Here is a 26,151-nt window from a genome sequence, read left to right as displayed (position 1 = left end):
CGGCGTCAGGTCACAGCCCCGTGGAGCGGCACGGCCGGTGCCGTAGCGCCCGGACGTAGTCGGCCGGAGCGTCGGCGGCCTCGGCGGCGTCCGCGAGCACGCCGAGGTACGAGGCCGAGGGCAATCCGCCCTCGAACGCGTCCAGCGCCAGCGCCCAGGCGACCAGATCGCCGGTCAGCGACTTCACCCGGACCTTGGTCCGCAGGTAGAGCCCGGGGGTCGTCGACTCCCACTGCTCCATCGCCGCGGCGTCGTCGTCGGTGACGTCGTAGAGCGCCACGAAGACCTGTTCGAACGGGTCCGGAACGATGGTGGCCAGGGCGCCGTCCCAGCCGTGTTCCTCGCCGCCGAAGGTCAACCGCCAGCCCTCCAGCCAGCCCGTGGTGCGCAACGGCGAATGCGGGCAGCGCTGACTCATGCGGGCCGGGTCCAGGTTGGTCCCGTAGGCGGCGTAGAGCGTCACGAGGAGCAGGATAGTCTGGCGGTCGTGACCCACTACAACGTCCTTGTCCTTGGTGCCGGTCCTGGTGGCTACGTCGCGGCGATCCGCGCAGCCCAGCTCGGCCAAACCGTTGCAGTCGTCGAGGAGAAGTACTGGGGAGGTGTCTGCCTCAATGTGGGCTGCATCCCTTCCAAGGCACTTCTGAAGAATGCTGAGCTCGCTCACGTGTTGACCCACGAGAAGGCGAAGTTCGGCATCGAAGGCGACGCCAGCATGTCCTTCGGTCCCACCCACAAGCGGTCCCGGCAGGTCTCGGCCGGCATCGTCAAGGGTGTCCACTTCTTGATGAAGAAGAACAAGATCGACGAGATCGACGGTTGGGGCACCCTGACCGGCGCTCGCGACGGCAAGCAGGGCCTCGACGTCAAGGGCGCCGACGGCTCCGTGACCTCGTACACCGCTGACAACATCATCGTCGCCGCCGGTGCCCAGGTGCGGATGCTGCCCGGGATGAGCAAGAGCGCCAACGTGGTGACCTACGAGGAGCAGATCCTCGACGAGAACCTGCCGAACTCCGTGATCATCGGTGGCTCGGGTGCCATCGGCGTCGAGTTCGCCTACGTGATGAAGAACTTCGGCGTCGACGTGACCATCGTCGAGTTCGCCGACCGGATGGTGCCGGCCGAAGACGCCGACGTCTCCAAGGAACTCGCCAAGCACTACAAGAAGCTCGGCGTGAAGGTGCTCACCTCCACCGCTGTGAAGTCCGTCGAGGACACCGGCTCCGGCGTCAAGGTTACCGTGGCTCCGGCGGCCGGTGGCGAGGAGCAGATCCTCGAGGCCGACAAGATGCTCGCCGCCTTCGGTTTCGCGCCGCGGGTCGAGGGCTACGGCCTCGACGTCGCCGGCGTTGCGCTCACCGACCGTGGCGCGATCGACGTCGACGCCCGCGGCCGCACCAACGTGCCCGGCATCTACGCGATCGGTGACGTCACCGGCAAGATGATGTTGGCCCACGTCGCCGAGGCGATGGGCATCGTCGCGGTGGAGACGATCGCCGACGTCGAGACCATCGAGATCGACTTCGACATGATTCCGCGCGCCACCTACTGCCAGCCGCAGATCGGCTCGTTCGGTTACTCCGAGGCGCAGGCCAAGGAGAAGGGTTACGACGTCAAGACGGCGACCTTCCCGTTCAGCGCGAACGGCAAGGCCCAGGGTCTCGGTGAGGCCGTCGGTTTCGTCAAGGTCGTCGCGGACGCCGAGCACAACGAGATCCTCGGTGCCCACATGATCGGCCCCGACGTCACCGAGCAGCTGCCGGTGCTGACCCTGGCCCAGAAGTGGGACCTGACGGCCGACGAGGTGGCACGGAACGTCTTCGCCCACCCGACGCTGTCGGAGGCGGTCAAGGAAGCCGTGCACGGCATCTCCGGCCACATGATCAACTTCTGAGCCGATGCCTGAATCACAACGGGTTGTGATCCTGGGCGGTGGCCCGGGCGGATACGAGTCCGCCCTGGTCGCCGCCCAGCTCGGCGCCGACGTCACCGTCGTCGACTCGGACGGCATCGGCGGCTCGGCGGTGCTCACCGACTGCGTGCCGTCCAAGACGCTGATCGCCACCGCCGAACTGATGACCGACATCCGTGGTGCGCGCGAGCTCGGTCTGCGCCTGCCCGGCTTCACCGGCCTGGTCGCCGACCTCACCGTCGATCTGGCGGAGGTCAACGCACGGGTCAAGTCGCTCGCCGCGGAGCAGTCCGGCGACATCGCTCGTCGCCTGGAACGCGACGGCGTGAAGGTGATCGTCGGCCGAGGCCGTCTCGACGGCAACGAGCGAGTGATCGCGACCTCGCCCGACGGCACCGAGCAGGTACTGGAGGCCGACACCATCCTGATCGCCACCGGTGCCGCGCCGCGGACCTTGGCCAGCGCCCAGCCGGACGGCGAGCGGATCCTGACCTGGGAACAGGTCTACGACCTCGACGAGCTGCCGGAGAAGCTGATCGTCGTCGGCTCCGGGGTGACCGGTGCCGAGTTCGCCAGCGCCTACCTGGCGCTCGGTGTCGACGTCACCCTGGTCTCGTCGCGGGACCGGGTGCTGCCCGGGGAGGACGCCGACGCTTCGGCCGTCCTCGAAGAGGTGTCGATCCGCAAGGGCATGCACGTGCTGGGCCAGTCCCGGATGGAGTCGGTGGTCCGCGACGGCGACTCCGTCACGGTCACCCTGACCGACGGTCGTCAGGTCACCGGAAGTCACTGCATCCTGGCGCTCGGTTCGATCCCGAACACGGCTGACCTCGGCCTGGAGAGCGCCGGTGTGATCACCGACGACGGCGGCTTCATCAAGGTCGACCGGGTCTCGCGGACGTCGGCCCGTGGCGTCTATGCGGCCGGTGACTGCACCGGTGTGCTGATGCTGGCCTCGGTCGCCGCGATGCAGGGCCGGATCGCGATGTGGCACTTCCTCGGCGACGCGGTGGCGCCGCTGGACCTCAAGAAGGTGGCCTCCAACGTCTTCACCGCCCCCGAGATCGCGACCGTCGGCTGTTCGCAGAAGGCGGTCGAGGCAGGCGAGATCGTGGCGGAGACGGTGATGCTGCCGTTGGCCGGGAACCCGCGCGCCAAGATGCAGGGGATCCACGACGGCTTCGTGAAGCTCTTCTGTCGTCCCGGTATGGGCATCGTGGTGGGCGGAGTGGTGGTGGGGCCCCGCGCCTCCGAACTGATCCACCCGCTCTCGATCGCGGTCTCCGAATCGTTGACCGCGGACCAGTTCGCCCAGGCGTTCACGGTCTACCCGTCGTTGAGTGGTTCGCTGGCCGAAGCCGCGCGTCGGTTGCACCACGTGTGAGACACCCGCCCACGAGTTGCCGCCGACAGCGAGAATGAGGCCATGAGCCCGCGTTTGGACACCCTGGTCAATCTTCGCGACGTCGGTGGATTGCCGATCGTCGGCGGTGGCGCCACCCGTGACGGCGTGTTGTACCGCGGCGACGCCTTGTGGCCCGACGACGCTCTTCCGGGCGGCGTCGGGTCCTGGCCGCCGGCGTTGGTGATCGACCTGCGCTCCGACATCGAGGTCGAGCGGGTCACGTACCCATGGGAGCCGGGCTCGCGCTACCAGCACCACCCGGTGCATGAGCGGGCGATCCCGACCGACCTTGCTGAGCAGGGCAACCTCAGCGACATGTACGCCTTCCTGATCGACCACGCCGGCGATCGCCTGGCTGCTGTGGTGAGCCTGGTCGCCGACGACCTGGGCGGCCCTGCCCTGGTGCACTGTTCGGCGGGCAAGGACCGCACCGGTCTGGTGGTGGCGGCTCTGCTGCTGGCTGCCGACGTCGAGCCGGAGGCTGTGGTCGACGACTATCTCGCCACGGGCACGAACATGGACGACCTGGTGGCGCGTTGGCAGAAGCGGGCCGAACTGCACGGCAAGACCTTCCAGTCCGGTACCAACGATCAAGGCACGATGACCAAGTGGCTGCTCACTCCGCGCGAAGCGATCGAGCTCGCCGTCGACCGGTTCACCAGCGCCGCCGGGGGAGCGCGCGGTTGGCTGACCGCACACGGGGCTGAGCCGGCCAAGATCGACGCCTGGCGCAACCGCATCCAGGCCTGACCCGGCGGATCCCTGTTACGTTGGGGAATCCGCGATCCGAGAGGAATCCCCTCATGTCTACAACGAGCGCGCGCCTCGGGGCGCGACTCGCGATGCCCGTCGCCTTGGCGCTGTCGAGCATCGTGGTGGTCGCTCAGAGTCATGCCGTCGATGTCTCCCAGAACTTCACGGTGCCCAACAACAACCGCCTGGTGGTCCACGGCCACGGCTACGGTCACGGCCACGGGATGTCCCAGTACGGGGCTGAAGGAGCGGCCCGCAAGGGCCTGAACTGGAAGCAGATTCTCGCCTTCTACTACCCGGGCACCAAGCGCTCGGTGCAGCGCGGCAAGGTCAAGGTGCAGGTCAGCGCGAACGGCGGTGGCGCTGTCCAGGTCAGCCCGCGCGCGGGTCTGAGGGTCCGCGACCACGGTGCCGCGAAGACGTGGACGCTTCCGAGTGGCAAGGCGAACCGTTGGCGGCTCAAGCTGGACGGCAAGTTGCGCACCGTGGTCCAACTCCGCGACGCCAACGGTTGGCGGACCTGGCGGACCTTGAAGGGCCAGGCGTCGTTCCGGGCCGCCGGTAAGCCGATCACCCTGTGGATCTCCGGCAAGGCGACGCCGTACCGCGGTCAACTGCACTACGTCGGCCCGGCGAACAGTAAGACCCGCCACACCGTCAACGTGATCGGCATCAACAACTACATCCGGGGCGTCGTCCCGCGGGAGATGCCCGCCACTTGGAGCCCGAACGCGGTCCGGGCACAGGCTGTCGCCGCCCGCACCTACGCCTCCTACGAGATGCAGCACCCGCGGTCGGCCTACTACCAGCTCTGCGACACCGTCTCCTGCCAGGTCTATGGCGGCGTCAACTCCGAGCATCCGGCTTCCAACGCCGCAGTCGAGGCGACGCACGGCGTGATCCTGACCCACGGGGGCAAGCCGGCCTTCACCCAGTTCAGCTCCAGCAGTGGCGGCTGGACGGCGGCCAACCAGTTCAGCTACCTGCGCGCCCAGGAGGACCCGTACGACGACTGGGCCGGGAACCCGGTGCACGACTGGAAGGTTCCGCTGACCAGCGCGAAGATCGAGGCGGCCTGGCCGAGCATCGGTGCGTTGAAGCAGATCAAGGTGACCTCGCGCGACGGCAACGGCGAATGGAACGGACGGGTCCGGTCCCTGGTGCTGATCGGCGCCAACGCGCGGGTGACGGTCTCGGGCGACGACTTCCGTTACCTGATGGGCCTGCGCTCGAACTGGTTCACCTTCAAGGCGAAGTAACGGCGTTCAGCGGCGGCGCAGCGTGATGATCACATCGCCGCCGCTGACCACCGCGTCGTCGCCGCTGACGGCGTCCTGCACGGTGCCGGTCACGGTGCCGGCGACGGGGGCAGTCAGCATGCTCTCGAGCTTCAACGCCTCCAGGACCGCAACCGGGGCGCCGGCTTCCAACTCGTCACCGCAGGCGACCAGCAGGGTGACCGTGCCATGGAACGGGGCACTCACCTCGAGGTCGGTAGCGGGGGCAGAGAGCACGGCACGACGATAGGCCATCCCAGTCTGGCGCGGGTAGTCGGCTCGGCCCTCGGCGCACCCCTACCATGGTGCCATGTTGGACGCCTTCACTCTCCGAGTCGCCTTCGGGGTGATCTCGGTCTCCGTGCTGGCGTTGACCTACTTCGTGACCTACCGCTCCACCCGGTCCGCCTATAGCGGCTGGTGGTGCTTGGCCCTGATCTGCCTCGGGCCGGGCGGACTGCTCTATCTCTTCAACGACACCGGCTTCCAGGCGGTGGCGAACCCGCTCGGGAACGCCGTCACGGCGCTCGGCGCGGTCTGTATCTGGGCGGCGGTCCGGGCCCTCGACGGCCGGGAGTTGCCGTGGCAGGTGTTCGCCGCGACGACGGCGCTGGTCCTGGTCCCGGCGTTCTTCGACGACCCGGCCCACGACGTCTGGCCCGCCGGTTCTGTCTATCTGGCCTCGATCGCGGTCGTCACGCTGATGGCGATGCGGGAGCTGGTTCGGTTGGCGGTGGCGCTACGGCGCGACCCCGAGGCACGGCTGGAGTACAGCCGTTCGGTCGAGTCGGTCGCCGCGGTGTGTGGCCTCTTCGCCACCTACTACCTGTTGCGGACCGTCGTCTTCGTGACCGTCGGGCCCGACGACCAGACGTTCCGGATCTTCTTCGGTGCTCAAGCCACCTGCATGCTGCTGATCCTGTTGGTGATGGTGGTCAGCTTCAACGTCTCCATCCTGAGCTTCGAGCACGAGTCCCACGCGCTGCGGGAACGAGCGCGCCGCGATCCGTTGACCGGGTTGCTCAATCGCAAGGCGTTCGAGGAGGCGGTGGCCCTGCTGCGACGTCGCCACAACCTCGGCGAGCAGGCGGCCATCGTGGTGGCGGACCTCGACGAGTTCAAGGAGGTCAACGACGGTCTCGGCCATCAGGCCGGGGACCGGGCGCTGGTCACCTTCGCGGAGATCGCTCGGACCGTGGTGGGCGACCACGGCGTGGTGGCCCGGCTCGGCGGCGACGAGTTCCTGCTGTTCACCTATGGTGCCTCCGCCGAGGAGTTGGTCGGGGAGATCGATGAGCGTTATGCCGGTCTGCCCGGGCCGGGGCCGTTGCCCAGTGTCAGCTTCGGGATCAGCCGACTCGAGGACGACGACGAGCTCGCCGAGGCAACCCGGCGCGCCGACGTCGCGCTCTACCGGGCCAAGGGGAGCGGCGGGGACCAGATCGTCCGCGCCGAGAGCGTCGGCGACGAGTCCTGAGCGACGATCAGCGGCGCTGACGCCGACGCATCGCGCTCAACAGATCCGGTTCCAAGGAGCCGAACCCGGTCGAGGCCCACGGCTCGGCGTCGGTGTCGAAGTAGTGCGTGGGCTCGCCGTGGTCGAGGACGTCGAGGATCTCCGGAGGGCGGCCCCGGTCGAGGTCGCGGCGGCAGCGGTCGCAGAGTGGGACCGCGACGCTGCGCCCGGCCAGCAGCACCGGCCGACCGGTGTTCCCGTGCGGGTGCAGGGGATGGAGGAAGCAGCCGGGTGTGGGGCTCCAGCTCTTGCCGGCCAGGGCGCGGTTCAACGCGGCGGTGCCGCGCTCGGCCAAGACGATGGCGCCGACCACGTCGAGCAGGGGTGCGTTGTCGTCCTCGGTGAGCCGGCTGGCCGCCTGATAGTGGTCGAGAGCCTGCTGCCAGGAGTCCCGGTTGTCGACGGCCCGGATCTCGTAGGCGTCGAGTGCCTCACCCAGTGCCAGGGTCTCGCTCTGCGCGCGTGCCCGTAGCGTCCGTTCGTTGGCGGCCCGGACCCGCGCCATCGCCGACGGCGGCAGCGAGAGGGCCGCCTTCGCCTTCCGCCGGGTGCGCAGCGCGCGTGCCGTCACCGCGGCGAGCACCAGACCGGCCACGATCAGGCTGCCGATCAGGACCGGAGAGGTACCGGAATCCTCGTCGTCGAGCTCGTCCATCCGGGCTTCGTTCGCGGCGTTCTGCGCCGTGCTGTAGGCCTGGTACTTGGCGTTCAACTCCTCGACCGGCAACGCCATCAGGTCGACGGTCTCGGTGAGTGCCTGCTCGACGGTCTGCGGCTTCGCCTCGCGCACCAGCGAGGTGATCTCGTAGGGGATCTCCCCGCTGCGCTCGCCGTCGACGTCCCACTGGCGGCCTTCGATCCGTACCGCGGTGTAGGAGTCCGGGACCACAGTGGTGGTGTTGCTCAGGTAGACGCCGGGCTCCGGGTGGGTCTGGTGCAGCAGGGTGAGCAGATCGCCGGGCTTGCCACCGAACTGGTCGTCGTTGGCGAACGGATAGAGCACCACGTAGGTGGGATCGGGGAGTTCGGTGAGGGCTGCCGACAGCGCCTGCTCGGCGTCCGGTGAGAGGTGCTTGCGCATGCTCGGGTGGACGTAGACGTGATCCTCGCTGAGCTCCGCGTTGATCTGGTCGACGAGCTCAGGCTTCGCCATCACGGGTTCCCTTCTTCGTGGTGCCTCCGGGGGTGTTGCTCAAGCCCCAACTACCCGGTAGGCGCGGCACGCCGGCGAGGCGGAGCAGGCCCCAGAGCAGGGCCAGCACGATCAGGACACCGCTGCCATAGAGCAGGCCGGCGGCGAACCCGCCCCAGGCGCCGCCGTAGTAGTCGGAGCCGTTGCCGTACGGGTCGCGCGGGCGCCACTCGATCTCGGCGTCGGCTGCGGCGATCATCTCCGGAAGGGTGATCTCCGGCTTGCCGAGGAACTCGGTGTCGTTGATCCAATAGCCCTCGCCGATCAGCGTGTCGCTCCCGGTGCCGGTCCGGCCTTCCCAGACCAGGAGCAGGCCCTGGTCCAGGGTGGTGGCGACGGCGCGTTCGAGTTGCTCGCCGAGCTCGAACGAGTCGGTACCGGCGAACCGGGTCCGTGACCAGACCACCACCCGTACGTCTGTCTCGGCAGCGGCGACGGCCTCGATCAGGAGCTTCTCTCCGGCCTCGTCGATCAGGTCGTAGGCGTCGGGCGCGACATAGACGCCGTCGTCGGCGAGCCCCTCGACGGCGTGGGTGACCCGGTCGCTGGTGCGGCCCAGGTCGGGGTTCCCGATCGCCTCCGCGCGGGCTGCGGAGTTGTCCCGTTCCCAGCTGCTGACGCCGAAGGTGACGCCGGCGCCGAGCAGCGCGGCCAGCAACAGGCTGGTGAGGCCGGTCCTCATCGGCCGACCTTCCGCCAGAACTCCGGATCCAAGGCTCCGTAGCCGTTGTTCGCCCAGACGGAGGTGCCGTCGTAGTAGGGACGCTGGCGGCCCAGGCTGCGCTGTTCGCGGAGTGCGTCGGCCGGGTGGGAGGCCTGATGACGGCGTTCGCATCGCTTGCAGACCGGCACGGTGAGGCCGCCGCCCAGGGTCAGCTCGAGCGCTGCCTCGCCGTGCAGTGGGTTCAGATAGCAGGCCTGGTACTGCTCGCGGCCCTTGCTGGCGATGGTCCGCTCGGCCATCCGGGTCAGCACGATCGCGCCGACCTGGTCGAGTCGGTCCTTGCTCTGCTGGAGGGCGCGGGCCCGCTCCATCTGCTCGAGGGCCTGAGACTCCACAGCTGGGTCGAGGCCGCGGCTACGAGCTCGATCAAGGGCGCGTTCGGCGTTGTCGAGAACCTGTTTGCTGCGTTGTAGTTGCTGGGTGAGCGTGGTGTCGTCCACCGGCGTGCGCGGGCTACGTACGGCCTGGATCAGCCGATAGGCGACGACCGTGGTGACCAGCGCGGTCAGGGTGGCGACCAGCGCGGAGAGGCCGACGCTCGGCTCGAAGTCGGAGGGGGTGTCGTCCCACTTCATCTGGACGGCCCGGTGGACCCAGGGATCTGCGGTGTAGGCGGAGATCTGGCTCGCGGTGAGCGGCTCCTCCGGGTCCCAGCGGGGTTCGGTGGTGGCACCGGCGACGACGTCGAGGACGAGGCCGGCCTTGGCGCCGGGGTGGCTGGAGCAGTCGGCGCAGACGTTGAGCGCCTTCGTGTTGACGACCTGGTCGACGCGCTGGAACGCGTGCAGCAGCGTGGTCTCGTCGTTGCCGTCCTGGGGGAGGACGTCACCGTAGACCCGGGGAGAGGCATACCCGTCGTTGTGGGTGAGCACGTAGTAGACGCCGTCGCCGAGCTTCTGGTGGAGCAGCACGACGAGTTCCTCGTTCGGCTCGGAGGTGCTGATCCCGACGGGGGCCTTGGCCATGACTACGTAGACCGGGACGTCGAGTGCGGCGGCCTTCTGCTCCAGCGCGCTGCGCAGTTCGGCGGTCTGCCCGTTGCCCACGATCTCCTGGACCAGGACCGGGTTCTCCCGTAGCGCGGCGGCGATCTCGTCGACCGTGCGGGGGAAGGCCGGAGCCCCGTCGGCGTTGCCGACGGGGCTCCGGTGAAGTGCCAGGGGCACGAAGGTCAGTCCTTGATCTCGCAGATGACCTCGCCGTTACCGACGGTGGCGCCGACCTCGGCGTTCAGGCCGGTGATGGTGCCCGCCTTGTGAGCCTTCAGCGGCTGCTCCATCTTCATCGCTTCGAGCACGACCACGACGTCGCCCTCGGCGACCTCCTGGCCTTCTTCGACGGCGATCTTGACGATGGTGCCCTGCATCGGGGAGGCGACGGAGTCGCCGGAGACGGCAGCGCCGGCCTTCTTGGCGGAACGCTTCGGCTTCTTGGCAGCACCCGCGCCGCCACCGACGGAGAGGCCACCGAGACCGGCCGGGAGGACGACCTCGAGGCGCTTGCCGCCGACCTCGACGGTCACCTTCTGGCGCTCGCCCTGCTCCTCGGCTTCGCCGGCCTCGCCCTTGTAGGGCTCGATGTTGTTGACGAAGTCGGTCTCGATCCAGGTGGTGTAGACGTCGAACGAGCCTTCACCGGTCGGGTTCGAGGAGGCGACGTAGGCGGGGTCGTTGAGCACGACCTCGTCGAAGGTCAGCGCGGTCGGCATGCCGTCGATCCGGAACTCGGCGATCGCGCGACGCGAGCGCTCGATGGCCTGGGTGCGGTCGCGACCGGTGACGATCAGCTTGGCGACCAGCGAGTCGAACGAGCCCGGGATGGTCTCGCCCTTCTCGTAGCCGGAGTCCAGGCGGATGCCGGGGCCCGACGGGGGAGCCCACTCGGTCAGGGTGCCGGGAGCCGGCATGAAGTTGTTGCCCGGGTCCTCGGCGTTGACGCGGAACTCGATCGAGTGACCGATGACGGCCGGGTCGCCGTAGCCGAGCTCCTCGCCCGCGGCGATGCGGAACATCTCGCGGACCAGGTCGATGCCGGTGACCTCTTCGGAGACACAGTGCTCGACCTGGAGGCGGGTGTTGACCTCGAGGAAGGAGATGGTGCCGTCGCGGGCGACCAGGAACTCACAGGTTCCGGCGCCGACGTAGCCGGCCTCCTTCAGGATCGCCTTCGAGGACTCGTAGAGACGCTCGTTCTGCTCGTCGGTGAGGAACGGCGCGGGGGCCTCCTCGACCAGCTTCTGGTGACGACGCTGCAGCGAGCAGTCGCGGGTGGAGACGACCACCACGTTGCCGTGCTGGTCGGCCAGGCACTGGGTCTCGACGTGGCGGGGGCGGTCGAGGAACTTCTCGACCAGGCACTCGCCGCGACCGAACGCCGAGATCGCCTCGCGGACGGCGGACTCGTACAGCTCCGGGATCTCCTCGAGGGTGCGGGCGACCTTGAGGCCGCGACCGCCACCGCCGAAGACGGCCTTGATCGCGACGGGGAGACCGTGCTCCTTGGCGAAGGCGACGATCTCGTCGGCGTCCTTCACCGGCTCCTTGAGGCCCGGAGCCAGCGGGGCGCCGGCCTTCAGCGCGATGTTCTTGGCCTTCGCCTTGTCGCCGAGGTTGTCGATGGCGTCGGGGGACGGGCCGATCCAGATCAGCCCGGCGTCGATGACGGCCTGGGCGAAGAGGGCGTTCTCAGCGAGGAAGCCGTAGCCGGGGTGCACGGAGTCGGCACCGGACTTCTTGGCGACGTCGATGATCTTCTCGATGGAGAGGTACGAATCGGCCGGGGTGGCGCCGTTCAGGGAGTGTGCCTCATCGGCGAGACGCACGAAGAGCGCCTCGCGGTCCGGCTCGGCGTACACGGCGACCGAGGCGATGCCGGCGTCCTTGCAGGCGCGAATGACGCGGACGGCGATCTCGCCACGGTTGGCGATGAGGACCTTCTGCAGGGGCTTGATCTCAGGCACTCGTTCTCCTCGACTGCGGGTGGTGGAGGCGCACGTGATGCAGCGCCACTCACGGATTCTAGAACGGGGCGACTTCGAACAGTTCGCGGGACCCAGATCGCGGAATTGGCACTCGATACCTACTGCGGAGTAGGAGAGTCTGCTGGCGGGCGGAGTGCGAACCGGTCGTGACTCCGTGGGCGTTGGCGCGTTGAACCGGCGAACGTGGCATGAGGGTGCCGCGGCGGGAGGCAGGGAGAAGTCCGTTGGCGTTGGATCAGCAGTTGGATGAATGGGTTTCGGTCTTCGTCGAGGAACAGTCGCGCAGCGATGCCATGGTGTCGTGGGTGGCGCTGGTGCTGGGCCGGATCGTCGAGCAGTTGCCGGAGGTCGCCGAGGACGCGACGCTGCAGGCCGCCGTCGAGGACGCGTGCCGGGAACACTGGCGGGCCTTCCTGGCCAACCTGCGCCAGCCCGAGCAGACCTTCCATCTGGTCCAGGAGGCCCGCGACGTCGCGCAGGTGATCGCGCAGCGCGGCTACCCGCTGACCCTGGTCTTCTCGATCTACACCGCGGGCGAGCAGGCCGTCTGGGAGTTCATCACCTCGGTGGTCGGCCAGATGGATGCACCGCACAAGGTGATCACCGACGCGTTGATCCACTACTGGACCCGGTGCTCGATGTGGTTCGACGCCTCGGTCGCGGTCTCGGTGGAGCTCTTCCAGGCCGAGACCGACCGGCTCCGCCAGGGGGATGAGGCGCGGCGCCTCGAAGTGGTCCGCGAGGTGCTCGACGGCAAGGCCACCGAAGCCCGTGAGATCGCGGCCCGTCTGGGCGGACACCCGGTCTCCGCGGTGCAGACGGCGATCCTGCTGCACACCGCCGACGACACGATGATCGCGGACCTGCCGAAGGCGGCCCAGCGGTTGGCCGGGGCGCTCGGCGTGCGCCAGCCGTTGCTGGTCCACCCCGGTGGCCGTGAGCTGTGGTGCTGGTTGCCCTCCTCGATCGACCCCGAGGTGGAACGGTTGCGCAGTTGCGAGGAGTGGCTGCTCGAGCATCGGGTGATCGTCGCCGTCGGCGCTCCGGCCAGCGGCGTGGAGGGCTTCCGTTCCTCGCACCGTGGCGCGTTGGCCGCACAGAAGGTGGCGCTCGAAGCGGTGGAGAGCGCGCCGCTGACCTTCTTCGGTGAGGTGGAACTGCTCAGCCTGATCGGCAACAACGCCGGGATGGAGCGCTTCGTGCGCCGGGTGCTCGGGCCGTTGGGCGCCGACGACGACCAGAGCGCTCGGCTCCGGGCGACCCTCCACGTGCTGCTGACGGCGGGCACCCTGGAAGCTGCCGCCAAGCAACTGCGCGTGCACAAGAACACCGTCCGCTACCGACTGGAACGGGCCCAGGAGCTACTCGGTCGCGACATCAATACGCAGAGCACCGAGATCGAGTTGGCGTTGCGTTGCCACGCCACCTTCATCGGATCGCGGCGGGTACCGGCCAGCTGAGCGGTCGGGCGCGAAGTCGGGCGTGAAAGTCAGCCGCGAACGGCTTTGTACCTTCGTGACAACTCTGCTCCTTAGTTTGGGTGCTGCATACGAGCGCCGGGGGTGGCTCCTCCGATGAGATGGGAGTCACAGCGCACCGCCTGACGTCGTGGCATCGACGCGCGGTCGCAACTTGCCGTCGTTCTCAGGAGTGCGCCCATGTCTCAGGCCCGAGGCCCGAGCTCCCCAGTCGACCCCGGGCCAGACCCCACCCTGCTGGCCGGGATGACGCCGACGTCGCGGGAGACCGCGCGGCAGGCGTTGGCCAGCAACGGGCTGGTGAAGACGGCTGCCAACTTCGGCGACTTCTACACCTTCGTCTGCAAGGTCTTCGCGCAGATGTTCACCCGACGCTTCCAGTTCCGGGAGTTCATCTCCCAGGCCTGGTTCATCATCACCGTCTCGTTCTGGCCGGCGATCCTGGTCTCGATCCCGTTCTGCGTGGTGATCATCTTCCAGGTCAACCAGTTGCTGATCCAGATCGGCGCGATCGACCTGGCGGGCGCTGGCGCCGCGGTGGCGGTGGTCCGCGAGATCGGACCGATCGTCAGCGTGCTCGTCGTCGCCGGTGCCGGCGCGACCGCGATCTGCGCGGACCTCGGCTCGCGCAAGATCCGCGACGAGATCGACGCGATGGTGACCCTGGGCATCGACCCGGTGGAGCGCCTCGTGGTGCCGCGGGTCGTCGCCTCCACCCTGGTCGGTGTCGCGCTGAACGGCATCGTCACCGTGGTCGGCCTGCTCGGCGGGTACTTCTTCTCCGTCGTCCTGCAGGGCGCCACTCCGGGCCTCTACCTCTCCGACCTGACGCTGCTGGTCGGACTCTCCGACTTCATCGCCTCCGAGCTGAAGGCCGCCGTCTTCGGACTGCTGGCCGGCCTCACCGCCTGCTACCTGGGGCTCAACGCCAAGGGTGGCCCCAAGGGCGTCGGCGACGCGGTGAACCAGACGGTGATCTTCGCCTTCATGCTGCTCTTCGCGGCGAACAGCGTGATCAGCACCGTCTTCCTCCAGATCAAGCTGGGAGCCTGACGTGTCGACGATGGACGAACGGACCGGCGCCGGTGCGGTGCTCGGCAAGGTGGTCTCGGGCCCGGCCAAGGCGTTGCGTGAGCTGGGCGACCAACTCGGCTTCCACGCCCGTGCCTATGCGCACGCACCGAGCGTGGTGCGCAACTACCGCCGCGAGATCATGCGGTTGCTCGCCGAGGTATCCCTGGGCTCCGGAGCGCTCGCGCTGATCGGCGGCACGGTACTGGTGATCGGGTTCCTCACCGCCGCGGCCGGGATCGAGGTCGGGCTCCAGGCCCACACCTCGTTCGACAACATCGGTGTCTCGGCCTTCTCCGGTTTCTTCTCCGCCTACTTCAACACGCGTGAGGTGGCGCCGATCATCGCCGGCATCGCGCTGACGGCGACCGTCGGCGCGGGCTTCACCGCTCAGATCGGCGCGATGCGGGTCAGCGAGGAGATCGACGCACTCGAGGTGATGGCGGTCCCGCCGGTGCCGTACCTGGTCACCACCCGGATCATCGCCGGCCTGATCGCCGCAGTGCCGCTCTTCGCGATCGCGCTGTTGATGTGCTGGCTCGCCACGAAGCTGGTGGTCACCGTCGGCTACGACCAGGCGCCCGGTACCTACGAGCACTACTTCGACACGTTCCTGATCTCCTCCGACCTCTTCCTGGCCGGGATCAAGGTGCTGGTGATGGCGCTCGTCGTCGTCTCGGTCTGCTGCTTCCACGGCTTCCGGGCCTCCGGCGGTCCGGCCGGTGTGGGACGCGCAGTGGGTACCGCCGTCCGCACCTCGCTGATCGCGACCATGTTCGTCGACCTGGTCTTCGCCATCGCCATCTGGGGTGGCCCGTCGGTTCACATCTCGGGCTGAGGAGGCCACCCATGTCACAGCGATCATCCTTTCCGCTGCCGGACCGCCGACTGCTCTCCGGGATCGCCTTCGTCGCCCTGATCGGGTTGGTGATGGCTGGCACCGTCGCCTCCTACCGAGGCACCTTCGACGACACCGTCACGGTCAGCCTCCGCGCCGACCGGGCTGGTCAGACCCTGGCCCCGGGCGCCGTCGTCAAGCTGCGCGGCGTCGAGGTCGGCACCGTCTCGTCGGTGGAGCCATCCGATGACGGCGTCTCGATCGAGCTCGCTTTGGACAGCGACGCCGTCGCGCGGATCCCCGCCGACGTCACCGCGCAGATCGTGCCGCCCACGGCGTTCGGTGCCAAATACGTCCAACTCAGCGACCCCGAAGGTGGCTCCGGTCCGATCCAGGCGGGCGCCGTTCTGGAAGGCGACCGGGTCACCGTCGAGGTCGACCAGGCGTTCAGCTCGTTGACAGGTGTCTTGGAGGCCGCCCGCCCGGCGGAGGTCAGCGGCGCACTGACGGCGTTGGCCGACACCGTCGACACCCGCGGTCGCCGGATCGGCGAGCTCGTCGAGGCCGGCAACGCCTACCTGAACGATCTCAACCCGGCGCTCGATGCGCTGGCCACCGACCTCAAGCTCGGCGACGACGTCGCCGACACCTACGCCGCTGTGCGGCCGGACCTGGTCACCACCCTCGATGCCCTTGCGGTCAGCGGACACACGTTGAGCGAGAACCAGCGCGACCTGCGTGACCTCTCGGTCGGTCTCCAAAAGTTCAGTGCTCGCGCCGACGGCCTGGTCCGGTCGATCGAGACGCCGCTCGCGGGGATGCTCCAGCAGGCCGCACCGGTGACCAAGGTGCTCGCCCGGTACGCGCCCGAACTGCCCTGCACGATCGAGGGACTGGGCCGCGCCAACAAGCTGGCCGAAGCCGCTGTCGGTGGCACTCACCCGGGTGTCACCACGGTGACCCGCGTCGTCCCGGCCCGTGACCCCTACGCCTACCCGCAGGAGTTGCCGCAGGTGGGCGACGACACCGGACCGCACTGCCGCGGACTGCCGTGGATCACGCCGCAGGAGGCCGCGGGTCCGGCCGCCAGCTTCCGGAGCGGTGCCAACCCGTACTCCGGGCCTCAGCCCGATCCGGCCGACCGGGTCACCACCACGTTGGTCAACCTGCTGCTCGGGGGAGGAAACCTGCTATGACCACGAGTCCTGTACTCCAAGGACAACGCCGCGACCTGATCAAGTTCGTCCTGTTCATGGTCGTCGCGGTGCTCTTCACCGTCTGGGTCGCGGCCGTCACCGGCGAGGTCCGGATGCGCGACACGCACAGCTATCGGGCCTCCTTCGCCGACGTTTCGGGTCTGCAGACGGGCGACCAGGTACGGGTCGCCGGCGTCAACGTGGGCACGGTCCGCAAGATCGACGTGCAGTCGGACTCCTCGGTGCTGGTCACCTTCGACGTCGACGACGCGGTGCGGCTGAACGAGGCGACCAACGCCACCATCCAGTACCGCAACCTGATCGGCGACCGGATCGTCTCCTTGAGTCGGAGCACCGCAGCGTCGCCGGAGTTGCCCCGCGGTGCCACGATCCCGCGTTCCAAGACCGCCTCCGCACTCGACCTCGACACCCTGCTGAACGGCTTCAAGCCGCTCTTCGCCGGGCTCAATCCGGCCCAGGTCAACGAGGTATCCGAGCAGCTGATCCGGGTGCTGCAGGGCCAGGAGAGTGCCCTGTCCACGTTGGTCCAGCACGTCGGCTCGTTCACCTCGACGATCGCCGACCGTGAGGAGCTGGTCGGTTCGGTGATCGCCAACCTGAACACGGTGTTGGGCACTGTCGACGCGAACCGCGAGACGGTCGGTGAGCTGATCACCAACCTGTCCACCCTGACCGAAGGCGTGGAGAGTCAGGACACCCAGCTCCTGGACGCCGCGGCCCGGGTCAACACGTTGGCAGACGAGGCGGCGTCGCTGGTCGGTGACGCGCGCACGGATCTGCACGCCGATCTGGTCGGTCTGCGCGACACCGCGCAGGGGCTCAACACCGAGGCCGTGACGCTGCGGGCGGTGATCGCAGGACTGCCCAAGCACTACGAGAAGATCCAGAACACCGCCTCGTACGGCAACTTCTTCAACTTCTTCCTCTGTGGCGTCCGGCTGCAGGCCGGCAGTTCGCAGGCCCCGCTGGTGACGCCGTGGATCTACTCCGATGTGGCGAGGTGTAAGCGATGAGGCCCGCAGAGGTCACCCGGCTCGCGCTGCGAGGACTGATCGGCACGTTGCTGCTCGTCCTGGTGGTCGCGGCCTGTCTCAACATCAACCGGCTGCCGTTGGTCGGCAACAACGACGTGATCCACATCGAGTTCGCCGAAGCGGGCGCGCTCAAGTCCGGTGACGCGGTGCTGGTCTCCGGAGCCCAGGTCGGGCGGGTCCGTGAGGTCCGCCTCGAACGCGGCACGGTGATCGCCGACATCGTGCTCAGCGACAGCGACCTCAAGCTCGGCACCCGAACCGAGGCCGCGATCGTCACCATGACGCTGCTCGGCCGCGCCGCCGTCCAGCTCCGGCCCGAAGGCTCCGGGACGCTGAGCGCCGGCGACACGATCCCGGTGGTACGCACGTCGGCTCCGTACAGCCTGACCAGCACCCTCAACCAGCTCACCGACACCACGGCAGCGATCAACAAGGATCAGCTGGCCGCGGCGTTGGCCCAGACTTCGGCGTCGTTCGACGCGACGGCAGACGACGTGGGCCCGGCCCTCAACGGGATCCGACGTCTTGCCGAAACGCTCAACGCGAACGACGCCGAACTGACCTCCCTGCTCGACCGCGCCGATCGGGTCAGCGCGGTGCTCGCCTCGCGGGACAAGGAGATCACCACGTTGGTGACCACCGGGCAGTCGCTGCTTGCCGAGTTGGACGACCGCCAGGACCTGGTCGTCGACCTGCTCCGCAACGCCCGCTCGCTCTCACGGGAGCTCCGTTCGGTGGTCAAGGAGAACGACACCGTGACGGGGCAGGCGCTGACCGAGCTGGACCGGGTGATCGAACTGCTCAACGAGAACCGGGTCGACCTGGTCCGCAGCATCAAGGGAGTGCGGGGCTACGCCACCGCCTTCGGCGAGGCGATCTCCAGCGGTCCGTGGTTCGACGCCTACATCCAGAACCTCACCTCGCCGGGCACCCTGGCCCCGATCCTTTCAGGAGTGATCCCGTGAACTGGCTCCGAACCTGGTCCCGCCGACGCCTGGTGATCGTTGCCGTCGTGGTGGCGCTGGTCGGTGTGGGGGCGACCCGCTTCGCCGACGACACCGGCAACGTCTCGGTGACCGTTTACTTCCCGACCACCGAAGGCCTCCACGAAGGCGACGACGTCAAGGTGCTGGGGGTCGCCGTCGGCAAGGTCAGCAAGGTGCAGGCCGAGGACGACCGGGTCAAGGTCATTCTCGAGGTCGACGCCGACCAGCCGGTCCCGGTCGACGCCAGCGCGGTGATCGTGGCGCCGAGCCTGGTCTCCGGCCGATTCGTTCAGCTCGAACCTGCGTGGACCGGCGGCAAGAAGATGGCCGACGGCGCGGTGATCGCCCAGAAGAACACCGCGGTACCGGTCTCCTTCGACGACGTGAAGCGCCAGTTGACCGACCTCGCCGAGGTGCTCGGACCTCAGGCCACACAGGGAGATGCCGTAGGCAAGGCGCCGCTGGCCGAGGCGGTCCGCTCGATCGAGCGGTCACTGAAGCAGGGCAACTCCACCCAGTTGCGCGCCTCGTTGGACGCGCTGCATGAAGCGGCCAACGATCTCTCCGACGATCGGTCCGACCTGTTCCGGACGATCTCCAACCTGAACAGCTTCACGCGCAACCTCGCCGTCAACGACGCGGCTGTGCAGGGATTCGCCACCGAACTGGGTGACGTGGCCCGGGTGCTCTCCACCAACCGCAGCCAACTGAGCGGTGCCCTGGTGGACCTGAGCAGTGCCCTGACGGTGACCGACGGCTACCTCTCCAAGCACCGCAAGGGGATCCGGTCCGTCACTCGTAACGCGGACCAGTTGGCCGCGCTGCTCGCCGACCAGTCGAACGAGATCGCCGGCATCCTGCACATCGCGCCGACCGCGCTGATCGATCTGCACCACATCATCGAGGACTCGGCGATCACCGGACGCGCCACGTTGAGCAACCTGGACAGTGTCGCCCAGCTGATCTGTGGCGCGGTGCTCGGCGCAGGTGGCACGACGGCGACCTGCGTGGCCGCATTGCAGCCTCTGCTCTCGGTGGCCGATCAGGCCCTGAAGCCCGGCAAGAACGACGGCGGCACGGCACAGCCTGGCGCCAAGCCGGGGAGCTCGCCGGCGCCGCAAGAGCCCGTCGACCTGATCCAGCAGCTTCTCGGCGGCGTGCTCGGACCGCTGCTCCCTCTGAACAAGGCGGCCCAGTGAAGACGTTCAGCGCGCGGTTGGCCCTGCTCCCGGCAGTGGCCGTGCTCGGCCTGGTGGCCAGCGGCTGCCAGATCCAGCCGAACGACAACACATTGCCCGGGCAGGTGGCGGTCGGCGACGACGGCTACACCGTCACCGTCCAGTTCGACCAGGTGGAGAACCTGGTTCCGAACTCCACGGTCCAACAGGACAACGTGGTGATCGGCACGGTCGCCAAGATCGCCGTCCGCGACTGGCATGCCGAGGTCGAGCTGCGGCTGCTCGACTCGGTCGAGTTGCCCCGCGACGCGGTCTTCGCGATCGGGCAGAAGACGCTGCTCGGCGCGCAGTACGTCGAGGTCGCGGCGCCGGTTCGCAGTGCTGGGGCGAAGGTGCCCGGACGGCTGACGGACGGCACCGTGGTGCCGACCGCGCAGACCGGCGCCTACCCGTCCACCGAGCAGGTCCTCGGGGGAGTGGCGCTGCTGCTCAACAACGGTGGCCTCAGCCAGATCAGCACGATCACCGGTGAGCTCTCGGCAGCACTCCGGGATCGGGTGCCGGACACCCGGTCGCTGGTCCGGCGGACCAACGAACTGCTCACGGTTCTCGACGACAACCGTGCCGAGGTGGTCAACACCCTGGCTGCGTTGGACAAGCTTGCCGAAGGGTTGGCCGAGGACTCCACCGAGATCATCGCGGCCGTCAAGCGGATCTCGCCCGGTCTGCGGGCGTTGGAGAAGGAGCGCACCCACCTTGTCGAGGCGGTCACCGCGACCGGCACGGCCGGGGTCCGGGCGACCCGGCTGATCCGCACCAATCGTCAAGCACTGTTGGCGAACCTCGACCAACTCGCTCCGGTCCTGGACCGGTTGGCGGTGGCGAGCACCGACCTTCCGGAGGCGTTGAAGATCGCTGCCACGATCCCGTTCCCGGCGATGACGACACCGAACGCGATCAAGGGGGACTACGCGAACCTCTTCGCCACCATCGACGTCACCACCGACTCGCTGCTGGGCAGTTGGCTCTCGGCGGCCGGCCCCGGGGGAGTGCCCGTCGACCCGACCATCGCGCCGAACGCTCCGTCCAAGCCGGGGAAGAAGGCACCCGCGAAGGAGCCCGGCGCCACGGCGCCCAGCACCGCTCCGAGCGCCACGCCCTCGACGTCGTCATGTCTGCTTGCCTTCCTGGGGATCTGCTGATGCTGCTCACTGCCACTATCAAGCGCCAACTCGTGATCTTCGCGGTGCTCTCCCTGGTCGCCCTCGGGCTGACCTTCTTCCGCTACGCGCAGGTCCCGAAGATGGCCGGCGTCGGGGTCTACGACGTCACCGTCGAGTACCAGGACGCCAGCGGGCTCTACCCCAAGGCGCTGGTCACCCAGCGTGGGGTCAAGGTGGGCAAGGTCGAGGAGATGACCCTCGGCGACGGCCGTACCGTGGTCCGGCTCCGCCTCGACGACGACGCCAAGATCCCGGCCGACTCGGTCGCCATGCTGCGTAGCACCTCGGCGATCGGCGAGCAGTACGTGGACCTCGTCTCGGAGAGCCGCGGCGGCCCGTACCTGAAGCCCGGCGCGGTGATCGGTGTCGAGCAGACCGTGGAGATGCCGCAGATCAGTCCGGTCCTGGACTCCGTCAACGCGTTGCTGGAGTCGGTGCCCAAGCAGGCGACCCGACGGGTGCTGAGCCAGGTCCAGGACGGTCTCGGCGGCGCGGAGAGCGATGTCGACGGCATCGTCGACGCCGCGCAGACGCTGCTCGCCGAGGCGCACCAGCAGGTCGACGCGACGACCGGGCTGGTGCGCGCGCTCACCCCGGTGCTGCGGACCCAGACCGAGTTGGACGCCGTCACCCGCCAGGAGTGGGCCGATCTGGCCCGGGTCACCCGTGAGGTGGCCGGCGCCGACAAGGCGTTGAACCAGTTGCTGGACCAGGGCCCGGACACGTTGGCCACCGCGCGTGGGGTGATCGACGACGTCGCCGTGGAGCTGCCGTTGCTGGTGACGAACCTGCGCACCGTCTCGCTGGTCGCGGGCACCTATCTGCCGAACCTGACCCAGGTGCTGGCGGTCTACCCGGCCACGGTGGCGCGGCTGCAGAGCACGGTCAACCCGCGGGCCGAGTTCGGCGACGTGAAGCTGGACCTGCGGGCCGGCGTCAACAACCCGGTGTCGTGCACCGACGGCTACCTCGCGGTCCGGGACCGGCGTAGCCCGGCGGTCTCCTCGGTCAGGGTCACCGATGAGCTCTCGCACTGTGAGGGGGCGCCGTCGCGGCCCTCCTCGGTCCGTGGCGCCCGCAACCTGCCGTGCCCGAACTCGTCGGCACGCGGCCCGTTGCCGACCGCCTGTGGCCTGGAGTTCCCGCGCGCTCAGCGCGTCGACGGCGAGTCGGCGCCCACCACGGATCAGTCGAAGCCGACGCTGCCGGCCACCGAGCTGCGTGGCGACGACTGGACCGCGCTGCTCACCGGTCCGCTCGGGGTCGGCCGGTGAAGCAGGCCTTGAGGTCGACACTGGCGCGGCTCTCCTGGCCGCACGTCGTGGTGACCCTTCTGGTGATCGCGCTGCTCGCCGTGGCTGCGGAGCGCACCCTCGCCTGGCGCGATGCCGAGCGTCGCGACGAAGCCTCGGCAGCGGCACTTGCCGCGGCCCGTGAGCACGCGCTCGAACTGACCGGCGGCACCGTCGACTCGGCCGGTCTCGCGGAGCTCGACGACGACCGGGCGGTGGTGATCGTGGCGGCCAGCGGGAAAGCCGGGCCGAAGGCCAAGAAGAAGGCCGGCGCTGAGCGCTACCGGTTCCGGGTCACCCTGCAGGAGAAGGGCGACCGCTGGTCGGTCGCCGGAGTGGAGACGGTCCCGTGAAGCTCACGATAACGGCGCGGACGGCCCTGGCTGCGGTGCTCCTGGTGGGGGCCGGTGCCGGTGTCGCCGGCTGGCAGGCCGAACACGCGTCCCGCAACGCCGACGCCGGAACGGAGGCGTTGGCGGCCGCGCAGCAGCGGGTGCCGTTGCTGCTGAGCTACGACGCCGCCACGTTGGGCGACGATCTGGACCGCGCGGTGGAGATGACCACCGGTGGGTTCCGAAGCGAGTTCAGCGCGATGGTCGCCGACACGGTCCGGCCCCAGGCCGAGAAGCGTGGGGTCTCCACCAGCGCTGAGGTGACCGGCGCCGGGATCGTCTCGGCCAGCGCAGACACCGTGGTGGTGCTCTGCCTGATCGACCAGACCACGACCGGTCGCAGCGGCCGGCCGGCCCGGGCGATCTCCCGCGTCGAGGTGGAGCTGGTCCGCGTCGACGACACCTGGAAGATCGCCGGGCTCAAGCCGGTCTGAGTTGCGATCGCGGCCTGATGCTCAGCGCGTCAGGCCGCGGTTGAGCAGCTTCAGCAGCGCGAAGAGCTGTCCGGTCCGGCGGGCCGTGTACGGGTGCATGTGCAGGTCGTGGCGCAGGTGCAGCCGGGAGCTGAGCATCGACTGCTGACGGCAGTACTTGGTGATGCCCTCCTTGCCGTGCCGCCGCCCGATCCCGGAGCCCGGCTTGGCGCCGCCCATCGGCAGCTCCAGCGCGGTGTAGTTGACCACCGCGTCGTTGATCGTCACGGCACCGGCCTCCAGGCGTCGGCCGAGGGCCTCCCCACGAGCCACGTCGCGGGTGAAGATCGAGGCGGAGAGTCCGTAGGCCGAGTCGTTCGCGAGTCGGATCGCCTCGTCGGCGTCCGCGACCCGCATGATCGGCAGGGTCGGTCCGAAGGTCTCCTCCCGCATGATCTCCATGCTGTGGTCGACATCGACCAGAACCGTGGGCTGGAACCAGAGGCCTGCCTTCTGGTCGCCGCGCTCGCCCCCGACCAGGAGCCGGGCACCGCGGGCGACGGCGTCAGCGACGTGGCGCTCCACGACCTCGACCTGCGGGGCGAAGGTGAGCGAGCCGACGTCGACGCTGCCCGGCCCGTTCGGAACGCCCTGGCGCAGGGCCGCCACCTTGGCGCTGACCCGGGCGACGAACTCGTCGTAGATCGGGGCCTCGACGTAGCAACGCTCGACCGCGATGCAGGTCTGTCCGCAGTTGAAGGTGGCGTAGTAGGCGGCATGGTTCGCGGCCCGCTCGACGTCGGCGTCGGCGAGCACGATCATCGGGTCCTTGCCTCCGAGTTCGAGCGAGGCCGGGATCAACCGCGCGGCGGCGGCCGCGGCGACCCGGCGGCCGGTGGTGGTGGAGCCGGTGAACATCACCATGTCCACCTCGTCGACGACGGCGGCGCCGGTCGCGCCGGTTCCGGTGGCGACGGCGAAGACGCCGTCGGGCAGGCCGCATTCGGCGAGTCCTCGGGCCAGCAGTAGCGAGGTGAACGGCGTTACTTCGCTGGGCTTGAGGATCACCGCGTTGCCGGCGGCCAGCGCCGGGATGGCGTCGCCGAAGGAGTTGGTCAGCGGGTAGTTCCAGGGCCCGATCACGCCGACCACGCCGACCGGGCGGTACCGGCTGCGCAGGCGCTTGCCGCGGACCAGGAGCTGGGTGGTGCGGACCCGGGAGTCACCCAGGTAGCGGGGCGCCTGCCGGGCCCAGAAGCCGAAGGCCGCGGCGCCGTAGTTGACCTCGGCGATCAACGCATCTTCGTGGGTCTTGCCGGTCTCGGCACAGATGGTCGCGACCAGTTCGTCGGCGTGGTCCATGATCCAGCGCTGCATCTTGCGCAGGATCACTGCGCGACCGGCGAAGCCGAGCGCCTGCCAGCCGGGCTGGGCGGCACGGGCACGTTCGGCGAGGGCATGGACGGCGGCGGCGTCGAGGTCGGGGACGGTACCGACGACCTCGCCGGTGGCGGGTGCGTGGACCGTGATGGTGGCGGTTTCGGTGGTCGTGGTCATCGGCGTTCCTTTTGTAGGAATGGTCTAAAGACGGCCCTGGGCCGGCCTCCGGTGCGGGGGCAGAGGCCGGCCCAGGAGTTGCGGGGTCAGGGCAGGGTGACGGCGATCTCGCGCTTGAGGATCTTGCCGGTCGGGCCCTTGGGGAGTTCGTCGACGAGGAGCACGTGACGCGGGTACTTGTAGGCAGCAACCTGCTCCTTCACCCAACCGCGGATCTCTTCGGCGTCGGCGGTCGCGCCGGCGACGAGGCCGAGAACGGCGACCACCTCTTCGCCGAGCATCTCGTCGGGGACGCCGATCACCGCCGCCTCGCGGACGGCCGGGTGCTCGTAGAGCACCTCCTCGACCTCGCGCGGGTAGACGTTGTAGCCGCCACGGATGATCAGGTCCTTGGACCGGTCGACGATGAAGTAGTAGCCGTCCTCGTCCACCTTGGCCAGGTCGCCGGTGCTGAGCCAGCCGTCGGCGTCCAGCACCTCGGCGGTGGCGTCCGGGCGCTGCCAGTACCCCTTCATCACGTTCGGCCCGCGGACCGCGATCTCGCCGATGCCGTCCTCGGAGACGTTCAGCAGCCGCATCTCGACGTCGGCGACCGGGGTGCCGATCGAGCCGACCTTGCGCGGACGGCCGGGCTGGTTGAACGCGGAGACCGGGGAGGTCTCGCTGAGGCCGTAGCCCTCGAGGATCTCGCCTCCGAAGGCGGCCTCGAAGCCACGCATAACCTCGCCCGGCATCGCCGCGCCACCGGAGACGCAGAGCCGCAGCGTGCCGTTGGCGGGGCGCGCCGCGCTGTGCAGCATCGCGGCGAACATCGTCGGCACGCCCTCGAAGACGGTGACCTGGTCGCGGTCGAGCATCGCGATCGCGGCGTCCGGCTCGAAGCGGGGGATCAGGGTCAGACAGGCGCCCGCTGCGACCGAGGCGTTCAGGCCGCAGGTCTGGCCGAAGGAGTGGAAGAGCGGCAGCGCGCCGAGCACGACGTCGGTGGAGTCCAAGGACAACATCTCCACCACGGTGCGGGCGTTGCCGCGCAGGTTGGCGTGGCTGAGCTCGGCGCCCTTCGGGGTACCGGTGGTTCCGGAGGTGTAGAGGATGACGGCGGTGTCGTCGTCGGCGCGCTCCACCACCGCGTCGGTCGGCGTCGCACCGGCCAGTTGGGCCTCGAAGTCGCCGGGCCGGACGGTGATGCAGGTGGCCCCCGCCTCGTCGGCGCCGTGCTGGGCAGCGGCGGCGAAGTCGTGCCAGGCGACGATGATCGCCGCGCCCGAATCGCGCAGGTAGAAACTGGTCTCGCGCTCCTTGAGGAGCACGTTCATCGGCACCACCACGCCGCCGGCCCGCAGGATGCCGTAGTAGGCGATCGGGAAGTACGGCACGTTCGGCAACATCACCGCGACCCGGTCCCCGGGGCGGAGTCCGTGGGCGGTCAGCAGGCCGGCCATCCGGGCCGTAGCGGCCTCCAGCGATGCGTAGTCGAGGGCCAGAGCGTCGAGCCGGACGGCGGGACGGGTGGCGAAGCGCTCGGCGCTCTCGCTGAGGTGGTGGGCAAGGTTCGTCATTCGGGGCGACTCCTTCGGGTTGGTGCGCTCGAGTCTCGCCGTCGAACGGGGGTGATCGGCACGGCCGCAGCGGCCAACGAGGAAGTCAGGGTTTGGTCATTTCATCCAATCCAATCGGGCGGTCTGCTCCCTAGCCTGATCTGCGTCGACA

24 protein-coding genes are annotated in these 26,151 nt (G+C 69.0%); 16 read left to right on the top strand and 8 right to left on the bottom strand.

Going from position 1 to position 26,151, the window contains the following annotated elements; translation table 11 throughout:
• Positions 1 to 10 precede the first annotated feature (10 nt).
• Positions 11 to 463, bottom strand: coding sequence for a gamma-glutamylcyclotransferase family protein (locus ACLM5J_RS07505; protein WP_413655538.1), 453 nt, complete (start codon positions 461 to 463; stop codon positions 11 to 13).
• 24 nt (positions 464 to 487) lie between these two features.
• Here ACLM5J_RS07505 and lpdA point away from each other — a divergent pair, with 24 nt between their 5' ends.
• The 4 genes from lpdA to ACLM5J_RS07485 are packed head-to-tail and all read left to right on the top strand — an operon-like array spanning position 488 to position 5,332.
• Entirely contained in the window at positions 488 to 1,897 is a 1,410-nt protein-coding gene (gene lpdA, locus ACLM5J_RS07500; RefSeq protein WP_413655537.1) for a dihydrolipoyl dehydrogenase, read from the top strand.
• 4 nt (positions 1,898 to 1,901) lie between these two features.
• Positions 1,902 to 3,299, top strand: a complete 1,398-nt coding sequence (locus tag ACLM5J_RS07495) for an NAD(P)H-quinone dehydrogenase (protein WP_413655536.1) — start codon at positions 1,902 to 1,904, stop codon at positions 3,297 to 3,299.
• A gap of 42 nt (positions 3,300 to 3,341) precedes the next feature.
• Complete coding sequence (locus ACLM5J_RS07490) at positions 3,342 to 4,070, top strand: tyrosine-protein phosphatase (RefSeq protein ID WP_413655535.1); 729 nt, start codon at positions 3,342 to 3,344, stop codon at positions 4,068 to 4,070.
• 53 nt (positions 4,071 to 4,123) lie between these two features.
• On the top strand, positions 4,124 to 5,332 hold the full coding sequence (locus ACLM5J_RS07485) for a SpoIID/LytB domain-containing protein (protein WP_413655534.1): 1,209 nt from the start codon (positions 4,124 to 4,126) through the stop codon (positions 5,330 to 5,332).
• A 6-nt stretch (positions 5,333 to 5,338) separates the two neighbouring features.
• Here ACLM5J_RS07485 and ACLM5J_RS07480 read toward each other — a convergent pair whose 3' ends face one another.
• The gene (locus ACLM5J_RS07480) at positions 5,339 to 5,587 is read right to left on the bottom strand and encodes a biotin/lipoyl-containing protein (protein WP_413655533.1); all 249 of its coding nucleotides are present in this window, start codon (positions 5,585 to 5,587) and stop codon (positions 5,339 to 5,341) included.
• A gap of 73 nt (positions 5,588 to 5,660) precedes the next feature.
• Here ACLM5J_RS07480 and ACLM5J_RS07475 point away from each other — a divergent pair, with 73 nt between their 5' ends.
• Positions 5,661 to 6,827 (top strand): GGDEF domain-containing protein, encoded by a 1,167-nt coding sequence (locus ACLM5J_RS07475; protein WP_413655531.1) that lies wholly within the window; start codon positions 5,661 to 5,663, stop codon positions 6,825 to 6,827.
• A 7-nt stretch (positions 6,828 to 6,834) separates the two neighbouring features.
• On the opposite strand, the gene ACLM5J_RS07470 is transcribed toward ACLM5J_RS07475, so the two are convergent.
• Genes ACLM5J_RS07470 through ACLM5J_RS07455 form a run of 4 tightly spaced genes read right to left on the bottom strand, consistent with a single transcriptional unit; the run spans position 6,835 to position 11,723 of the window.
• The gene (locus tag ACLM5J_RS07470) at positions 6,835 to 8,019 is read right to left on the bottom strand and encodes a hypothetical protein (RefSeq protein ID WP_413655530.1); all 1,185 of its coding nucleotides are present in this window, start codon (positions 8,017 to 8,019) and stop codon (positions 6,835 to 6,837) included.
• Positions 8,006 to 8,740: a hypothetical protein gene (locus tag ACLM5J_RS07465; RefSeq protein ID WP_413655528.1), complete on the bottom strand. Its 735-nt coding sequence runs from the start codon at positions 8,738 to 8,740 to the stop codon at positions 8,006 to 8,008. Before ACLM5J_RS07465 ends, ACLM5J_RS07470 begins: the two co-directional genes overlap by 14 nt.
• A complete protein-coding gene (locus ACLM5J_RS07460) occupies positions 8,737 to 9,948 on the bottom strand; it encodes a hypothetical protein (protein ID WP_413655526.1) in 1,212 nt (403 codons plus the stop codon). Before ACLM5J_RS07460 ends, ACLM5J_RS07465 begins: the two co-directional genes overlap by 4 nt.
• A 5-nt stretch (positions 9,949 to 9,953) precedes the next feature.
• On the bottom strand, positions 9,954 to 11,723 hold the full coding sequence (locus ACLM5J_RS07455; RefSeq protein ID WP_413655612.1) for an acetyl/propionyl/methylcrotonyl-CoA carboxylase subunit alpha: 1,770 nt from the start codon (positions 11,721 to 11,723) through the stop codon (positions 9,954 to 9,956).
• Between the two features lie 281 nt (positions 11,724 to 12,004).
• Here ACLM5J_RS07455 and ACLM5J_RS07450 point away from each other — a divergent pair, with 281 nt between their 5' ends.
• The 11 genes from ACLM5J_RS07450 to ACLM5J_RS07400 all read left to right on the top strand — a co-directional run bounded on the left by ACLM5J_RS07450 (position 12,005) and on the right by ACLM5J_RS07400 (position 22,905).
• A complete protein-coding gene (locus ACLM5J_RS07450) occupies positions 12,005 to 13,222 on the top strand; it encodes a PucR family transcriptional regulator (RefSeq protein WP_413655524.1) in 1,218 nt (405 codons plus the stop codon).
• Between the two features lie 198 nt (positions 13,223 to 13,420).
• A complete protein-coding gene (locus ACLM5J_RS07445) occupies positions 13,421 to 14,293 on the top strand; it encodes an MlaE family ABC transporter permease (protein WP_413655522.1) in 873 nt (290 codons plus the stop codon).
• Positions 14,294 to 14,303: 10 nt separating this feature from the next.
• On the top strand, positions 14,304 to 15,149 hold the full coding sequence (locus ACLM5J_RS07440; RefSeq protein ID WP_413655610.1) for an MlaE family ABC transporter permease: 846 nt from the start codon (positions 14,304 to 14,306) through the stop codon (positions 15,147 to 15,149).
• Positions 15,150 to 15,160: 11 nt separating this feature from the next.
• Entirely contained in the window at positions 15,161 to 16,345 is a 1,185-nt protein-coding gene (locus tag ACLM5J_RS07435; RefSeq protein ID WP_413655520.1) for an MCE family protein, read from the top strand.
• Entirely contained in the window at positions 16,342 to 17,379 is a 1,038-nt protein-coding gene (locus ACLM5J_RS07430; RefSeq protein ID WP_413655518.1) for an MCE family protein, read from the top strand. Before ACLM5J_RS07435 ends, ACLM5J_RS07430 begins: the two co-directional genes overlap by 4 nt.
• Positions 17,376 to 18,365: an MCE family protein gene (locus ACLM5J_RS07425; protein ID WP_413655516.1), complete on the top strand. Its 990-nt coding sequence runs from the start codon at positions 17,376 to 17,378 to the stop codon at positions 18,363 to 18,365. The genes ACLM5J_RS07430 and ACLM5J_RS07425 overlap by 4 nt, the downstream gene beginning before the upstream one ends.
• Positions 18,362 to 19,585 (top strand): MCE family protein, encoded by a 1,224-nt coding sequence (locus ACLM5J_RS07420; RefSeq protein ID WP_413655515.1) that lies wholly within the window; start codon positions 18,362 to 18,364, stop codon positions 19,583 to 19,585. The genes ACLM5J_RS07425 and ACLM5J_RS07420 overlap by 4 nt, the downstream gene beginning before the upstream one ends.
• On the top strand, positions 19,582 to 20,766 hold the full coding sequence (locus tag ACLM5J_RS07415) for an MCE family protein (protein WP_413655513.1): 1,185 nt from the start codon (positions 19,582 to 19,584) through the stop codon (positions 20,764 to 20,766). Before ACLM5J_RS07420 ends, ACLM5J_RS07415 begins: the two co-directional genes overlap by 4 nt.
• On the top strand, positions 20,766 to 22,061 hold the full coding sequence (locus ACLM5J_RS07410; protein ID WP_413655511.1) for an MCE family protein: 1,296 nt from the start codon (positions 20,766 to 20,768) through the stop codon (positions 22,059 to 22,061). The genes ACLM5J_RS07415 and ACLM5J_RS07410 overlap by 1 nt, the downstream gene beginning before the upstream one ends.
• An 8-nt stretch (positions 22,062 to 22,069) precedes the next feature.
• The gene (locus ACLM5J_RS07405) at positions 22,070 to 22,432 is read left to right on the top strand and encodes a hypothetical protein (protein ID WP_413655510.1); all 363 of its coding nucleotides are present in this window, start codon (positions 22,070 to 22,072) and stop codon (positions 22,430 to 22,432) included.
• A complete protein-coding gene (locus ACLM5J_RS07400) occupies positions 22,429 to 22,905 on the top strand; it encodes a hypothetical protein (protein WP_413655509.1) in 477 nt (158 codons plus the stop codon). Before ACLM5J_RS07405 ends, ACLM5J_RS07400 begins: the two co-directional genes overlap by 4 nt.
• A 21-nt stretch (positions 22,906 to 22,926) precedes the next feature.
• On the opposite strand, the gene ACLM5J_RS07395 is transcribed toward ACLM5J_RS07400, so the two are convergent.
• On the bottom strand, positions 22,927 to 24,441 hold the full coding sequence (locus tag ACLM5J_RS07395) for an aldehyde dehydrogenase family protein (protein ID WP_413655508.1): 1,515 nt from the start codon (positions 24,439 to 24,441) through the stop codon (positions 22,927 to 22,929).
• 86 nt (positions 24,442 to 24,527) lie between these two features.
• A complete protein-coding gene (locus tag ACLM5J_RS07390) occupies positions 24,528 to 26,000 on the bottom strand; it encodes a long-chain-fatty-acid--CoA ligase (protein WP_413655507.1) in 1,473 nt (490 codons plus the stop codon).
• Positions 26,001 to 26,151 lie beyond the last annotated feature (151 nt).

This window comes from Nocardioides sp. Bht2 (genome assembly GCF_047308515.1).
Classification (GTDB): domain Bacteria; phylum Actinomycetota; class Actinomycetes; order Propionibacteriales; family Nocardioidaceae; genus Nocardioides.
Note: the sequence above shows the minus strand (reverse complement) of the source record. Positions and strands in the feature narration are given on the sequence as shown.